Origin of the sequence: Enterobacter cloacae complex sp. SHL022 (assembly GCF_049237785.1) — a bacterium.
GTDB lineage: Bacteria > Pseudomonadota > Gammaproteobacteria > Enterobacterales > Enterobacteriaceae > Enterobacter > Enterobacter hormaechei_C.
Genome location: NZ_JBMKJH010000019.1, coordinates 1 through 16352 on the forward strand (window position 1 = coordinate 1; position 16352 = coordinate 16352).

The 16352-nt window shown below is 54.1% G+C and carries 11 protein-coding genes and 1 tRNA gene; 8 read left to right on the forward strand and 4 right to left on the reverse strand.

What is annotated here, in order from left to right:
* The first annotated feature begins 223 nt into the window (after positions 1-223).
* The gene (dkgB, locus tag ACOTZD_RS22655) at positions 224-1027 is read left to right on the forward strand and encodes a 2,5-didehydrogluconate reductase DkgB (RefSeq protein ID WP_023315437.1); all 804 of its coding nucleotides are present in this window, start codon (positions 224-226) and stop codon (positions 1025-1027) included.
* Positions 1028-1057: 30 nt separating this feature from the next.
* Here the strand turns inward: dkgB and yafC are convergent, their stop codons facing one another.
* The gene (yafC, locus tag ACOTZD_RS22660; protein WP_003863251.1) at positions 1058-1963 is read right to left on the reverse strand and encodes a DNA-binding transcriptional regulator YafC; all 906 of its coding nucleotides are present in this window, start codon (positions 1961-1963) and stop codon (positions 1058-1060) included.
* Between the two features lie 103 nt (positions 1964-2066).
* On the opposite strand from yafC, the gene ACOTZD_RS22665 reads away from it, so the two are divergent.
* The 3 genes from ACOTZD_RS22665 (at position 2067) to ACOTZD_RS22675 (ending at position 5031) form a co-directional block, all read left to right on the forward strand.
* Positions 2067-3242: an MFS transporter gene (locus ACOTZD_RS22665; RefSeq protein ID WP_003863248.1), complete on the forward strand. Its 1176-nt coding sequence runs from the start codon at positions 2067-2069 to the stop codon at positions 3240-3242.
* A gap of 137 nt (positions 3243-3379) precedes the next feature.
* Positions 3380-4180 carry an endonuclease/exonuclease/phosphatase family protein gene (locus tag ACOTZD_RS22670; protein WP_003863247.1) on the forward strand — a complete coding sequence of 267 codons (801 nt, stop codon included), beginning with the start codon at positions 3380-3382 and terminating at the stop codon, positions 4178-4180.
* A gap of 77 nt (positions 4181-4257) precedes the next feature.
* Entirely contained in the window at positions 4258-5031 is a 774-nt protein-coding gene (locus ACOTZD_RS22675) for a class I SAM-dependent methyltransferase (protein ID WP_045332021.1), read from the forward strand.
* Between the two features lie 52 nt (positions 5032-5083).
* Here the strand turns inward: ACOTZD_RS22675 and mltD are convergent, their stop codons facing one another.
* Together mltD and gloB are read right to left on the reverse strand one after the other, a co-directional pair.
* Entirely contained in the window at positions 5084-6448 is a 1365-nt protein-coding gene (gene mltD, locus ACOTZD_RS22680) for a murein transglycosylase D (protein WP_022650424.1), read from the reverse strand.
* A gap of 68 nt (positions 6449-6516) precedes the next feature.
* Positions 6517-7275, reverse strand: a complete 759-nt coding sequence (gloB, locus tag ACOTZD_RS22685; RefSeq protein ID WP_022650425.1) for a hydroxyacylglutathione hydrolase — start codon at positions 7273-7275, stop codon at positions 6517-6519.
* A gap of 32 nt (positions 7276-7307) precedes the next feature.
* On the opposite strand from gloB, the gene ACOTZD_RS22690 reads away from it, so the two are divergent.
* Positions 7308-8024 (forward strand): class I SAM-dependent methyltransferase, encoded by a 717-nt coding sequence (locus ACOTZD_RS22690; protein ID WP_017383714.1) that lies wholly within the window; start codon positions 7308-7310, stop codon positions 8022-8024.
* Here ACOTZD_RS22690 and rnhA read toward each other — a convergent pair whose 3' ends face one another.
* Positions 8025-8603, reverse strand: a complete 579-nt coding sequence (rnhA, locus tag ACOTZD_RS22695; RefSeq protein ID WP_160840538.1) for a ribonuclease HI — start codon at positions 8601-8603, stop codon at positions 8025-8027.
* On the opposite strand from rnhA, the gene dnaQ reads away from it, so the two are divergent.
* From dnaQ to ACOTZD_RS22710, 3 genes are all read left to right on the forward strand, one after another.
* Entirely contained in the window at positions 8557-9288 is a 732-nt protein-coding gene (gene dnaQ, locus ACOTZD_RS22700) for a DNA polymerase III subunit epsilon (protein ID WP_057979995.1), read from the forward strand. The two genes, rnhA and dnaQ, sit on opposite strands and share 47 nt — an antisense overlap.
* Positions 9289-9420: 132 nt before the next feature.
* A tRNA-Asp gene (locus tag ACOTZD_RS22705) sits at positions 9421-9497 on the forward strand.
* Between the two features lie 433 nt (positions 9498-9930).
* The coding region (locus tag ACOTZD_RS22710; protein WP_421636370.1) for an Ig-like domain-containing protein at positions 9931-16352 on the forward strand (6422 nt) is incomplete at its 3' end.

Below are 16352 nucleotides of genomic sequence, written 5' to 3' on the forward strand. Positions count from 1 at the left end.
GTCGGTTAGAATACCTGCCTGTCACGCAGGGGGTCGCGGGTTCGAGTCCCGTCCGTTCCGCCACTTATTAAAAGCCCTGAGCTAACGCTCAGGGCTTTTTTCTTATCTGTCGTTTGATTGTTGCGAAATTAGCAAAAATCCTCTGCGTTTTACGATCTTTTTCGTCATAACAACTACAGCGATAATCTTCCTCAGTTTACGAACATAACGATTGAGGAATCATATGACTATCCCTGCACTGGGTCTGGGCACTTTTCGCCTGAAAGACGATGTTGTTATTGCATCTGTTAAAACCGCACTCGAGTTGGGCTATCGTGCTATTGATACGGCGCAGATTTATGATAACGAAGCTGCCGTAGGCCAGGCCATCGAAGAGAGTGGCGTACCGCGCGACGAACTTTTCGTCACCACTAAAATCTGGATTGAGAATCTCAGCAAAGACAAGCTGATCCCAAGCCTGAAGGAAAGTCTGAAAAAGCTGCGTACTGACTATGTTGATCTGACGCTGATCCACTGGCCATCTCCTGATGATGCCGTCTCTGTGGAAGAGTTTATGCAGGCGCTGCTGGAAGCAAAAGAGCAAGGCTTAACGCGTGAAATTGGCATCTCTAACTTCACCATCCCGTTGATGGAAAGGGCCATCGCCGCAGTGGGTAAAGAGAATATTGCTACCAACCAAATTGAACTCTCTCCTTACCTGCAAAACCGCAAAGTCGTGGACTGGGCGAAACAGCATAGTATTCACATCACCTCGTACATGACGCTGGCATATGGTAAGGCGCTGAAAGATGAAGTGATTGCGCGCATCGCTGAGAAACACAATGCGACAGCCGCACAGGTGATCCTGGCATGGGCGATGGGTGAGGGCTATGCCGTGATCCCGTCTTCAACCAAACGTGAAAACCTGGCAAGTAACCTGTTAGCGCGGGATCTCCAGCTTGATGATGAAGATAAAAACGCGATCGCTGCACTGGAATGCAACGATCGTCTTGTCAGCCCGGAAGGGTTAGCACCAGACTGGGATTAATAAAAACCCTCCCTCTGTACCTTTAAACCCTCACACAGCTCCTCCGGGAGCTGTTTTTATATGTTCGCTAAGGAAGTCGATAAAAGCGCGTATGCGCGTACTTACCGCTCTGTCACTGTAATACACTGCGCTAAAAGGCATCTCTACAGGTAAGCGTTTGTCAGCCATCAGTTCTACAAGCTGACCCGCAGCTATTTCCTTATCAATCATATAGTCTGATAAACAGGCGATCCCATTTCCTTCAAGACAAAGCTGTTTCAGCGTTTCTCCGCTATTAGACGAAAGTCCGCAGGTGATCTCATGAAGTTGTCCGTCATGACAGGCCACGGGCCAGGTGTTCAGCGAGACAGGCTCCGTAAAGCCCAGGCACAGATGCTGCCTTAACTCCTCAACCGTCTCCGGTTTACCATGCTCTGCAATATATTGCGGTGACGCGATAATTTTGCGGTAGCTGGTGAACAGAGGGCGAGCGCGTAAGCTTGAATCCGTCAGGGTTCCGGCGCGGATCGCCACATCCACTTTACGCTCAATAAGATTGATAAACGTTTCCGAGGAGACCAGAGACAGGGTCATCTCCGGGTAGCGCTCACGAAAGGGCTTAATCAGCGGCATCAAAAAATGAAGCACGACCGGCGTAGCCGCATCGATGCGCAGCAATCCGCGCGGGGTGCTGCGCGATTCCATTATTTCCGTTTCTGCCGCCGCCATCTCCTGCAAAACGGACTGCACGCGTCGAAAATAACGTTCACCTTCTTCCGTCAGGCTGAGCTGCCGCGTTGTCCTATTAAGCAGACTCACTCCGAGCTTCATCTCCAGCTTTTTCACCGAGCGGCTGATGGCGGAGTTCGCCTGCCCGAGCTGTTCGGCCGCACGGCTGAAGCTGCCGCTTTCAACAACGGCAACAAAGATAGTCAGTTCTTCCGATGTGGCTTTCATTATTGCATCATCCGCAAAATTCTATTGAGATTCTAACCATTTTTGTTATTTAAACACTGGCGCATACTGCCTGTCATCATAATCCTGAAGAGACGGAGTATTTATGCCACTGGCGCTTCTTGCCCTGACGATCAGTGCCTTCGCAATTGGCACGACCGAATTTGTTATTGTAGGACTTGTTCCCACCATTGCTGAACAACTCGCCATTTCGCTGCCTTCTGCCGGGCTGCTGGTATCTATTTACGCGTTAGGCGTCGCTGTTGGGGCGCCTGTGCTGACCGCACTGACTGGGCGCTTTGCGCGTAAAAAACTGTTAGTTGCCCTGATGGTGCTCTTCACCGCCGGCAATATTCTGGCGTGGCAGGCTCCGGACTACACCACGCTGGTCATTGCCCGTTTGCTGACTGGCCTCGCGCACGGTGTCTTCTTCTCCATCGGTTCCACGATTGCAACCAGCCTGGTGCCAAAAGAGAAAGCGGCGTCAGCCATTGCGATTATGTTTGGCGGCTTAACCGTTGCGCTGGTCACCGGCGTGCCGTTAGGAACGTTTATTGGGCAACATTTTGGCTGGCGAGAAACCTTCCTCGCGGTATCGCTGTTGGGCGTGATTGCTCTGGTAGCCAGCCTGCTGCTGGTACCCTCCAGTATTCCGGGGCGCGCGAGCGCCAGCCTGAGCGATCAGGTTAAGGTTCTCACACACCCGCGCCTGCTGCTGATCTATGCCGTTACGGCTCTGGGTTATGGAGGTGTGTTCACTGCGTTCACCTTCCTTGCACCGATGATGCAGGAGCTGGCTGGTTTTTCTCCGGGCGCAGTGAGCTGGATTTTACTGGGCTACGGTATCTCCGTCGCAATCGGCAATATCTGGGGCGGCAAGCTTGCAGATAAGCATGGTGCGGTACCGGCGCTGAAATTCATCTTCGCCGCGCTGGTTGTCCTGCTGATGATTTTCCAGTTCACCGCGTCGATACAATACGCCGCGCTGGTAACCGTGTTGGTTATGGGAATATTCGCGTTTGGTAACGTACCGGGATTGCAGGTCTATGTTGTACAGAAAGCCGAACGCTATACGCCCAATGCGGTGGATGTCGCATCCGGCCTGAATATCGCCGCATTCAATATCGGCATCGCACTCGGATCGGTTATCGGCGGGCAGACGGTTGAACACGTTGGATTAACCCAAACGCCATGGATTGGTGCGGTAATTGTGCTTGTCGCTTTCCTACTTATTGGTCTGAGTGGACGGCTTGATAAACCCGCTCGCGTCGCGCTTGGATAAATATCAGTAAGTGCTTGCTTACAAAACTGGAAAGCGGTTTCTCAGTAATTGCGTTGAAAGTGTGACCTAAAATCCCTATAACATTAGAACCAGTCCGTTTTCCGGGCTGGTTCATGTTACAGAGGTCGTTTCCAAAAGTGCGAAAAAATACCTATGCCATGCGTTATGTTGCCGGAATGCCCGCGGAGAGGATCTTGCCTCCGGGGTCGTTTGCGAGCCTGGGTCAGGCATTACCAGCGGGCACGCCATTAAGCAGTGACGAAAAAATTCGCGTACTGGTGTGGAACATCTTTAAACAACAGCGTGCGGAGTGGTTATCCGTACTTCAAAATTTTGGTAAAGATGCGCATCTGGTTCTGTTACAGGAGGCGCAAACCACGCCTGAGCTGGTCAGGTTTGCAACGACAAACTATCTTGCAGCCGATCAGGTGCCTGCCTTTGTTCTGCCACAGCATCCTTCTGGGGTGATGACCCTTTCAGCCGCACATCCGGTCTATTGCTGCCCGCTGCGTGAACGTGAGCCGATCCTGCGTCTGGCAAAATCGGCGCTGGTCACAGTCTATCCGTTGCCCGACACCCGTCTGCTGATGGTGGTAAACATTCATGCGGTGAACTTCAGCCTCGGTGTTGATGTGTACAGTAAGCAGTTACTTCCCATTGGCGATCAGATTGCTCATCACAGTGGGCCGATCATTATGGCAGGGGACTTCAATGCCTGGAGCCGTCCGCGTATGAACGCGTTGTACCGCTTCGCGCGTGAAATGTCGCTGCGTGAAGTTCGTTTTAACGATGACCAGCGCAAGAAAGCGTTTGGCCGTCCTCTTGATTTCGTCTTCTATCGTGGTTTGAGCGTACACGATGCGTCCGTTCTGGTGACGCGCGCCTCCGATCATAATCCTCTACTAGTTGAATTCAGTCCCGGCAAACCTGATAAATAATGGTGCGTCAGGTCTGCCGTGGGGCAGGCCTGTGCGGGTGCTGCCCTTTATTTTTTAACCCATAAAAGGACAGCAACATGACAACAACACACTCCCATCATGACAACGTCGATAAACAGTTCGGTTCGCAGGCAAGTGCCTACCTGAGCAGCGCCGTGCACGCCTCTGGCCGCGACCTGGTGCGTCTCGGCGAGCGGCTCGCCGCGTTTCCTGACGCGCACGTGCTGGACTTAGGCTGCGGGGCGGGGCATGCCAGTTTTACCGCCGCAGAGCAGGTTGCTCAGGTGACGGCGTATGACTTATCGAGCCAGATGCTCGATGTGGTCGCTGAAGCGGCGAAAGCGAAAGGGCTGAATAACGTCACGACGCGCCAGGGCTACGCTGAATCATTACCCTTTGAGGATGCATCGTTTGAGGTTGTGATTAGCCGTTACTCTGCACACCACTGGCATGATGTGGGGCAGGCATTACGGGAAGTGAAACGCGTACTCAAACCGGGCGGAATCTTCATCATCATGGACGTGATGTCTCCCGGACATCCGGTACGAAATATCTGGCTCCAGACGGTTGAAGCGCTGCGTGATACCTCGCACGTGCAAAACTACTCCAGTGGAGAGTGGCTTACGTTTATCACCGAAGCCGGCTTGATTTCACGCTCATTGATAACCGACCGTTTGCCGCTGGAGTTTGCGTCATGGATTGCGCGGATGCGCACCCCCGAGGCATTAACTCAGGCGATCCGATTGTACCAGGAGAGCGCCTCTGCTGATGTGAAGGCGTACTTTGAGCTGCATGACGATGGTTCGTTTACTAGCGACACCATTATGGCTGAAGCGCAAAAAGCAGGATAAACAAAAAAGGCACCGAGGGGAATCGGTGCCTTTTTAACAAGCGAACGTACTATCAGGAATCTGGCGTAGCGCTGTTTTTCACAAACAACGTCAGCTGGTCGCCAGGTTGCAGGTTGTCAGTATCGTTGTTCCAGCGCATCACATCTTTGATGTTTACGCCGTGACGCTTAGCAATACTGGACAGCGAGTCGCCTTTACGTACGCGATAGGTAATGCTATCGCTGTTTTTAGCGAGACGCTGTGCGCTGCTACCTGCACCTACGTTCAGCGTTTGACCCACTTTCAGACCAGATCCGCGCAGATTATTCCACTGCTGGAGATCTTTCGCATTCACGCCAAGACGTGATGCAATACCTGAAAGCGTATCACCTGAACGCACCTTATAGCTGCGGCTGCTTACAGGCGACGTATCAGCGATCAGCGTGGACTGAACGGCTGCGATTTCACCCGAAGCTAAAGACTCTCGTAACTGTTCCGCATGTTTCTGCGGAACCATCACATAGCGTGGGCCACTAGCACCCAGCGTGGAGCCTTTAACACCTGCATTAAAGGTTTTAAGCTTACTTACCGACATACCCGTCATATCGGCAACCTGTTGAATATCAACCGGGCTGCTGAGGCGGACACGCGCCAGTGCACGACTTTCGTCTGGTGTTGGCAGTTGTACACCGTAACGTTTGCTGTTCTTGAGAATGTCACTCAGTGCCAGCATTTTCGGTACGTAAATCTTTGTTTCCTGTGGCAGTGAGAGCGACCAGAAGTCTGTGGATTTTCCACGCGCTTTATTCGCTTTCATTGCCTTCAGTACACGACCTTCACCACTGTTATACGCCGCGACAGTCAATAACCAGTCGCCGTCAAACATCTTGTTCAGACGTTGCATCATGTCGAGAGCGGCTGTCGTTGAAGCGACAACATCACGACGCGCATCGTAGTTGCGGGTCTGCTTTAAACCATAATTTCGCCCTGTGCTCGGAATGATCTGCCAGATGCCTGCTGCATTGGCGCCAGACGTCGCGTGCGGGTCAAAAGCGCTCTCCACTATGGGTAGTAGTACCAGTTCCATAGGCATGTTACGTTTCTTAACTTGCCCGGCTATCCAGTACATATACGGCTCTGCCCGTAATGTTACATCGTGGAGATAGCTCTTATTTCTCAAATACTTCTGTTTCTGTTCGCGAATCCGGCTGTTTTCCGGAATTCCCATCTTTAGCTCGTCGCCAATAGAGGCCCACAAGTCTTGTTCCTGCGCGAAGGATGTCCCATCGTCCAACCATCGCGCCTGACTCGTAAACTTCCCTGCTTCCCCTTGACCAGCCGCAGAAAGGCTCTGTGCGTGCTGTTGTACGTTGCTGCCGTTTTGTGACTGGCAACCTACAAGCAGGACAGAGGCGAGTAATATCGCTTTTGCCTTCATGTGTGTGTCAATAGTTGCTTAAAAGACGAGCGATGATAACGGCGAAATTTTGAAAAGGCAACCCGCAATTATCTGAAGTTATCTTTCTTTGACCTTAACCATGCAAATCGCGCTTCAGGTTGTAACAAATTTGTTTCTTGATTAATTTTATTAATTAAATCAACATCATCAGTTCTTAAAAATAAATTAATTTGTCGTTCATTTTTCAGAATTACGGGGAGTGTTTTTTGGTTTTTTGCACGTAACTCCTTCACTTTCAGGTAATAATCCTGAATCGCCCGATCCTCAGGCAGCACGCTTGCAGCAAACTTCATATTCCCTAATGTATACTCATGTGCGCAACAAATTACGGTGTCGGCTGGAAGCGCATTAATTTTTTGTAAAGATTGATACATCTGTTCTGGCGTGCCTTCAAACAGCCTTCCACAGCCGCCAGAAAACAGCGTGTCGCCACAAAACAGATAAGGTTTGCTGTAGAAACAGAGATGACCGGAAGTGTGACCTGGCGTAGCAAATACGGAAAACTCCCACCCGAGGATGAGGATACTTTCGCCTTCTTCGACAACTTGCGTCGTACCCTTATCCTGTGTCTCTGCCGGTCCGTAGACGGGAAGATGAGGATAGCGCGCAAGGAGATCGGGAACACCGCCGACATGATCGTGATGGTGATGGGTAAGTAGGATCGCTTCAGGCTGCCAGCCGTTTTCTTTTATCGCGTGCAGGATCGGCGCGGATTCGCCTGGATCAACAATGATGCATCTGCGATCGTCGTCGACTAAAACCCAGATGTAATTGTCCTGAAAGGCGGAAATACTGATAAGATTCATGCATTACCTCTTATAGCGTGGCGGGTGTTTTGATGAAACCGGCAAGGATACCTCAGACTGTCGCACCACCGGAACGTTGGGCAGAGTTGCCCTGGGGTGAATATTATCGCGAGGCCTTAGAACTTCAGCTTAAACCCTGGCTCGCGAAAATGTATGGTTTTCACCTGCTTAAGATTGGCAATCTGAGCGCAGAAATCAATACCGAAAGCTGCGCTATCTCGCATCAGGTTAGCGTATCGCTTAATGGCTCCCCGGTTCAGGTGAAAGCGGATCCGCTGCATTTGCCGTTTGCGGAAAAATCCATTGATGCCTGTCTGCTCGCCCATACGCTGCCCTGGTGCAGCGATCCCCATCGTCTGCTGCGGGAAGCCGACCGCGTTTTGATTGATGACGGCTGGCTGATCCTGAGCGGTTTTAATCCGCTGAGTCTGATGGGGCTACGTAAACTGACGCCCGTTCTGCGCCGCACGCCGCCCTATAACAGCAGGATGTTTACCATGATGCGCCAGCTGGACTGGCTTTCACTGTTAAATTTCGAAGTGCTGAGCTATGGGGGTTTTCAGGTCATCCCCTGGACGCGTAAAGGCGGGGTCTTATTAAGCACCCATTTACCCGCGCTGGGCTGCATGCAATTTATTGTCGCGCGTAAGAGGACGATCCCCCTTACGCTCAACCCAATGAAGCAAAGCAAATCAAAAACGCGGATCCGCCAGACCGTGGGGGCCACGCGGCAGTACAAAAAACCGTGATCAGGATTCAGGTTGATAACCTGCATCCTCATGGGTTGGGTTGGATGCCGCCGCGCGAGCCAGCTCGTCACAGCGTTCGTTTTCAGGATGACCGGCGTGCCCCTTTACCCACTCCCATTTGATTTCGTGCTGACCGAGGGCGGCATCAAGACGCTTCCAGAGATCGACATTCTTGACCGGTTTTTTCTCTGCCGTTTTCCAGCCGCGTTTTTTCCAGTTGTGGATCCATTGGGTAATGCCCTGGCGGACATACTGGCTGTCGGTACTCAGCACCACGTCGCAATGTTCTTTTAACGCTTCCAGCGCCACGATGGCCGCCATCAACTCCATGCGGTTGTTGGTGGTCAGGAAATAGCCTTCACTAAAGGTTTTTTCATGCTGGCGATAGCGCATAATGGCACCATAGCCGCCGGGCCCTGGGTTACCGAGACAAGATCCATCGGTGAAAATTTCTACCTGTTTACGCATCTCTGGTAGACTTCCTGTATTTGAAACGTTCAGTAAAACGATAAGTCTGACATAAATGACCGCTATGAGCACTGCAATTACTCGCCAGATTGTTCTCGATACCGAAACCACCGGTATGAACCAGATTGGCGCCCACTACGAAGGGCATAAAATCATTGAGATTGGTGCCGTTGAAGTGGTGAACCGTCGCCTTACGGGCAACAACTTCCACGTTTACCTCAAACCCGATCGGCTGGTGGACCCGGAAGCGTTCGGCGTTCACGGAATTGCCGACGAGTTTTTGCTGGATAAGCCCACCTTTGCCGACGTCGCAGATGAATTTCTCGACTACATCAGAGGTGCGGAACTTGTCATTCATAACGCGTCGTTCGATATCGGCTTTATGGACTATGAGTTCAGCAAGCTCAACCGTGATATTCCAAAGACGAATACGTTCTGTAAAGTCACGGATAGCCTGGCGCTGGCAAGGAAGATGTTCCCCGGCAAGCGTAACAGCCTTGATGCCCTGTGCTCTCGCTATGAGATAGACAACACCAAGCGAACGCTGCACGGCGCGTTGCTCGATGCCCAGATCCTGGCCGATGTCTACCTGACCATGACCGGCGGGCAAACGTCGATGAAATTCAGTATGGAAAATGAATCCCAGCAGACGCGAGATGAAGGGGGAATTCAGCGCATTGTGCGTCAGGCGAATCGCTTACGGGTCGTTTTAGCCAGTGATGAAGAGTTGATGAATCACGAGTCTCGTCTTGATTTGGTGCAGAAGAAGGGCGGGAGCTGTCTGTGGCGCGCCTGAAAAGGTGCCGAAACGTTTGTTAATTCATCGTTTGGGTGATTTTTGCAGCAAACGATTCAAAAGTTAAGAAAAAGCGTTGACGAGTTCAGAGTCAAACCGTAATATTCGCCTCGTTCCCCACACGGGAACAGTGGAGCGGTAGTTCAGTCGGTTAGAATACCTGCCTGTCACGCAGGGGGTCGCGGGTTCGAGTCCCGTCCGTTCCGCCACTATTCAGGCCCACGTTACTTGTAACGTGGGCCTTTTTGTTTTTCCTCTTTCTCATGTTTTCCTTAATTTCTGCTCTGGCACATCTGCTGAAAATCATATTTATACCATTCTGTTTTTTGTATTTAATCAATTCTAATCCGCTTAAAAATAGTGTAGGTTAATTACATCATTTCCCTCCTCTTATAATTCTGTTTTCACGTCATTCTTAATAACCCTCTGGTGTTAACTATTCTTAATCCTGCGTAGATTCTCTCGTGGTTTTTTCCTACCTCTATAAAGAAACCAGTCATGCTATTTTTGAGCATCATGTCAATAGACTCTATGGGCGTGAATTATGTAAGGAAGGCATAAGAGCATGGCACTAAAGGATGTATTCACACCGATGTGCATATGTCCTTAATTTAGCATTGAATTTCACCAAGGACTTTAAGTATGACTGAAAATAAGGTCATTTTAGCGGTCAACAACGGAGACGGTAAAACGCGGTTGTTGACAGCAGATGCAGGCCGAACGGTTAAGGTAAAGCTTATCCCCGGCAATAAATATTTGCTGAAAAATGTGAATGACGACTTTGCGCCAGAAAATATTACGCTTCAACGCGTTGGCAAAGCGTTACATATTATTCAGGAAGGCGACACACAGCCCAGCATTATTATTGAAAATTATTTTGACGGCGATTCGAAAAACCCAACCCTGATGGGTATGGCAGAAGATGGATTGCTTTATGCCTATATCCCTTTGTCTGGTGAAAGCTACGATAATGGCTATCTCATGGCTGAAGGTGGTCTGGCTCCGGTTGCCCTGGGCGGTGAACCGTTAGGCGCCGGTGGGCCTCTTTTGTCTGCCCCGGACGACGAAAATGACATGCTGTTTGGCATGTTAGGGTGGTTTGCGCTTGCGGCGGCAGGTGTTGGCGCTGCGTTTGCTCTGTCCGAACTGGACAAGGATGAAAGCGATAGCCAGCCCGCCCCCGAAAAACCGAGCATTGGCAAGGCTGTGGATGATGAAGGCTCGATTAAAGGACCGCTTAAGTCCGGAGACGTGACTGATGACTCAACGCCTTCATTAATCGGTAAAGGCAAGCCGGGCGATACCATCCATATCATCGATAATGATAAGGAAATTGGCTCCGTCATCGTCGACGACGAAGGCGAATGGAGCTATACGCCGGATAAGCCGCTGGGCGACGGTGAACATGACCTCTCCGTTGTGGTTGAAGATCCGGACGGCAACATGAGCCCGCCGTCTGACCCCATTACCATCGTGGTTGATACCGTTGCGCCAGATGCGCCAACGATTGAGCACATCATGGATAAAGTGGGTAAAGTCACCGGCGAAATCCTTGAAGACGCTTACACCGACGATCCAAAACCGGAGATGAGCGGTACCGGTGAAGCGGGCGCGACGATTACCATTTACGATAACGGTAAAAAGATCGGCGAAACCAGCGTTAACGACGACGGTCGTTGGTATTTCAAACCTTCAGAAAACCTGACTGACGGCAACCACAGCATCACGGTTAGCCAGACGGATAAAGCGGGTAACGTCAGCGAGCCTTCTGATGAACGTGATTTTATTGTTCTGACGGAACCTCCGGGGAAAGCAGAAACGCCGTCAGTTATTGACGACAACGGTCCGGTAACGGGTCCGCTTAAGCCGGGTGACGTGACGGATGACACTAAACCTTCATTCAGCGGTGAAGGCACGCCGGGCAATACCATCGTTATCAAGGATAACGACAAAGAGATCGGCTCCGTTATCGTCGATGACGAAGGGAAGTGGACCTACACGCCTGAGAAAGATCTCAGCGAGGGTGAGCATAACGTTGAGGTGATTGAAGAAGATCCGCTGGGTAATGTCGGCCAACCCTCCGATCCGATCCAGATCATTGTCGATACCACGCCGCCGGCAAGACCGGACAGGGTCTATGCTGAAGATAATACCGGTCCGATTACCGGCCAGCTGAAGGGCGGCGACGTCACTGACGAAACGCGTCCGGTATTCAGCGGTAAAGGTGAACCGGGCGACACCGTGACCATTTATGATGGTGATGAAGTTCTGGGCTCTACCGTCATCGATGACGAAGGCAACTGGTCGCTGAAACCGGAGAAACCGCTGGGCGAAGGCGATCACAGCATCACCGTTACGCAAACGGATAAGGCGGGCAATACCAGCGACCCCTCGGAAGCGCTGGAGTTTGAAGTTGACACTACCGCGCCTGATGCTTCAGCAGATGTTCTGAAAATTACCGCCGTAGCGGATGACGTAGGCGATCGTCAGGGCAACGTTGCCAGCGGTGAAATCACCGATGACAGCAAGCCGCTCATTAGCGGTATCGGCGAAGCGGGCAATACCGTCTATGTCTATACCACCGACGCCTCCGGTAAACACCTGATTGGTTCAGCGGTTGTGGGCAGCGATGGCACCTGGAGCCTGACGCCTGAAACCCCACTGACGGAAGGTTTGAACCAGCTGACGCTGGAGACACAGGATCCGGCGGGTAACCGCGTTGCGGGCGATGCACCGTCTTACGACATCAACCTCCTGATCCCGATCAGCACTCAGCCGTCCATCAACAGCGTGGTGGACAATTCAGAACCACACTTTGGCCCGCTGCAAAAAGGCGACGCCACCAACGATACCACGCCAACCCTGAGCGGCAGCGCTGCGCCGGGTGACATCGTGTCGATCCTCGACAACGGTAAGGTGATTGGCTCCGTCACGGCGGACAGCAACGGCAAGTGGACGTTCACTCCGGACGCCGCGCTGGCTGATGGCAAGCACACCTTCACCGTCACTGCGACTGACGCAGCGGGCAACTCGCGCACCAGCGGCAGCTTCCCGATCGTGATTGACACTGCGGCACCATCTCCGGCAGAAAATATCGTTATCAATGATAACGTGGGCGACAAGCAGGGACCGGTAGGTTCAGGCGACACCACAGACGATCAGTCCCCGACCCTGAGTGGCGAAGCCGAGCCGGGCAGCGTGGTGGACATCTATGATAACGACGAGAAGATCGGTTCCGTCATCGTTGATGACGAAGGTAAATGGTCCTATACGCCAGACAAACCGCTGGATAAAGGCGATCATGAGATCACCACTACCGTAACCGATCCGTCTGGCAACACCAGTGAACCGTCGCCGGGGATCTCCTTCACCGTCGACCCTGATCCAAACCAGGTTACCGTGGGTGAAGTGGTGGATGATCAGGGCCCGATCGTGGGCAACCTAAAGCCGGGCACCGTGACCGATGATGTTCGCCCTGAACTGAGCGGTAAAGGTAAGCCAGGCAGCACCGTGACCATTAAAGATGGCGACGACGTGCTGGGTTCCACCGTGGTGGATCCGGACGGCAACTGGACGTTCACGCCAGAGCAGGATCTGGCTGACGGCAATCACAGCCTGACCGTGGTGTCCAAAGATCCGGCGGGTAACGAGGTGACCTCACCGTCCTTCGATATCACCGTCGATGCGACCGCGCCGGAAAAACCTGTGCTGGGATCCGCAACGGATGACGTGGGCACTATTCGCGGCGATCTGAGCAACGGCAGCACCACCGACGACGCAAACCCAACCTTCAACGGCTCTGCAGAGCCGGGCAGCCGTGTCGATATTTACGACAACGGTGAGCATATTGGTTCGACGATTGCGGACGATAAAGGCGCCTGGCAGTTCACGCCAACTACGCCTCTGCCAGAAGGTGAGCACCATATCACCACTACCGCAACGGATGAAGCGGGCAACACCGGTCCGGAATCGGATGATTTTGTGCTGGTGACCGACTACACCCCACCTGTAGCAACCGGCGATGTGCTGAACATTACGTCCGTAATGGATGATGTCGGCGGCCGTCAGGGTAACGTGGCCAGCGGTGAAATCACCGATGACAGCAAACCGGTTATCAATGGTATTGGTGAAGCGGGAAGCACCGTCTTTGTTTACAGCACGGATGCTAACGGCAAACATCTGCTGGGCTCAGCCGTAGTCAACAGTGAAGGCACCTGGACGCTGGCGCTGGATACACCGCTGGTGGAAGGGCTTAATCAGCTGACGCTCGAAACGCAGGATGCCGTTGGTAACCGCGTGGCGGGTGAAGCACCGTCTTATGATATTACCGTTCTGATCCCGGTCAGCACCGAGCCGTCCATCAACAGCGTGGTGGACAACGCCGAGCCGCACGTCGGCCCAATGCAGAAAGGCGAAACCACCAACGACACCACCCCAACCCTGAGCGGCAGCGCTGCACCGGGCGACGTTGTGTCTATCCTCGACAACGGGAAAGTGATTGGCACCGCCAAGGCGGATAGCAGCGGTAAGTGGTCGTTCACCCCGGATACCGCGCTGGCGGATGGTCAGCACACCTTCACCGTCACGGCGACTGACGCAGCGGGCAACGCGCGCACCAGCGGTACCTTCCCGATCGTGATCGATACTGCGGCACCGTCTCCGGCAGAAAATATCGTTATCAATGATAACGTGGGCGACAAGCAGGGGCCGGTAGGCGACGGTGACACCACCGACGACCAGTCTCCAACCCTGAGCGGTGAAGCCGAGCCGGGCAGCGTGGTGGACATCTACGACAACGACGAGAAGATCGGTTCCGTCATCGTTGATGACGAAGGTAAATGGTCCTATACGCCAGACAAGCCTCTGGCTAAAGGCGATCATGAGATCACCACTACCGTGACCGATCCGTCTGGCAACACCAGCGAACCGTCACCGGGGATCTCCTTCACCGTCGATCCGGATCCAAACCAGGTCACCGTGGGCGAAGTGGTGGACGATCAGGGGCCGATCGTGGGTAACCTGAGGCCGGGCAACGTGACCGATGATGCGCGTCCGGAACTGGGCGGTAAAGGCAAGCCGGGCAGCACCGTAACCATCATGGATGGCGACGATGTACTGGGCTCCACCGTGGTGGATCCGGACGGCAACTGGACGTTCACCCCAGAGCAGGATCTGGCCGATGGCGATCACAGCCTGACCGTGATTTCCAAAGACCCGGCCGGAAACGACGTGACCTCTCCGTCCTTTGATATCTCTGTCGATACCGTGGCACCGGAAAAACCGGTTGTCGGCCTTGCGACAGATGACGTGGGTTCCAGCCGTGGCGATCTGAGCAGCGGCAGCACCACCGACGATGCGAACCCAACCTTCAAAGGTTCCGCAGAGCCGGGCAGCCGTGTCGATATCTATGATAACGGGGAGCTGATTGGTTCTACCGTGGTGGACGAAAATGGCGGCTGGCAATTTACGCCAACCACCGCGCTGCCAGAGGGTGAGCACCATATCACCACTACCGCAACCGATAAGGCCGGTAACACGGGTCCGGAATCAGATGATTTTGTACTGATCACCGACTACACCGCGCCTGACGCGAGCAAAGTGGCGATCACCGAAGTCTACGACGACGTGAACACCGCAGGCGTGATTGCCTCCGGCGAAGAAACCGACGATAACCGTCCGCTGATCAAGGGTACCGGCGCAGAGCCGGGCAACACCATCACCGTCTACAACGGCGACAAGGTGATTGGCACCGCGAAGGTGCAGGCCGACGGCACCTGGTCCCTGGAGCCGACCACCCCGCTGCCGGACGGCAGGTACACCCTGACGGCGAAAGAGACCGACGGCGTGGGCAATGTCTCCGGTCCGTCCGGTGAGTACATCATCAACGTGGCCACCGTGCCGCCGCAGGCACCGACGCTGGACACCGTCTATGACGACGTGGCCCCGCATGCGGACTACCTGCAGAAGGGTGACGTCACCAACGACACCACCCCGACCCTGAGCGGCAGCAGCGGCGTGGCGGGCGGCACCATCAGCATCTACGACAACGGCCGCCTGATTGGCACCACCACCGTGGGCAGCAACGGCAGCTGGAGCTTCACGCCGGATACGGCGCTGGCTGACGGCAGCCACAGCTTCACCGCCACCGTCACCGACGGCGTGGGGCGCACCAGTGAGCCAACCGGCGGCTTCGGTATCGTTATCGATACAAAAGCACCGGACGCGGCCTCTGACCTGCTGGTCACCGACAACGTCGGTGCGTACCAGGGCCCGGTCGTGAGCGGCGACACCACCGATGACAACACCCCGACCCTGAGCGGCAGGGCCGAGCCGGGCAGCACGGTGAACATCATCGACAACGGCCAGGTTATCGGCTCCACGAAGGTGAACCCGGACGGTACATGGAGCTTCACCCCGGATCAGGCGCTCTCCAACGGCGAGCACGACCTGACCACCACCGTGACCGATCCGTCAGGCAACACCGGGCCGGAAGGGTCGCACGTGGTCATCACCGTTGACGTGGTCCCGGGCAAGGTGGAAATCACCGCCGTGACCGATGACGCCGGCAGCGTGACCGGCAGCCTGTCCCAGAACGCGGTCACCGACGACACCCGTCCGCAAATCAGCGGCACGGCGAAGGCGGGCAGCACCGTGACCATCATGGACGGCAGCAACGTGCTGGGCACCACCACCGCGGGCGCGGACGGCACCTGGAGCTTCACGCCGAGCGTGGATCTGGGCCGCGGCGAGCACACCTTCACCGCCACGGCGAAGGACCCGATGGGTAATGAGTCAGCCAGCAGCAGCTGGACCGTGACCATCGATACCGATGCGCCGGTGAAACCGACCATCGACGCGGCGCTGGACGACGTGGGCAGCGTGCAGGGTAACCTGGCGAACGGCGGCACCACCGACGATCCGACCCCGACCCTGAGCGGCAAGGCGGAAGCGGGCAGCACCGTGAAGATCTACGATCAGAACGGCCTGCTGGGTGAAGTGACGGCGAAGGCCGACGGTACCTGGAGCTTCTCGCCGGTGGCGAAACTGCCGGAAGGCGAGCACCG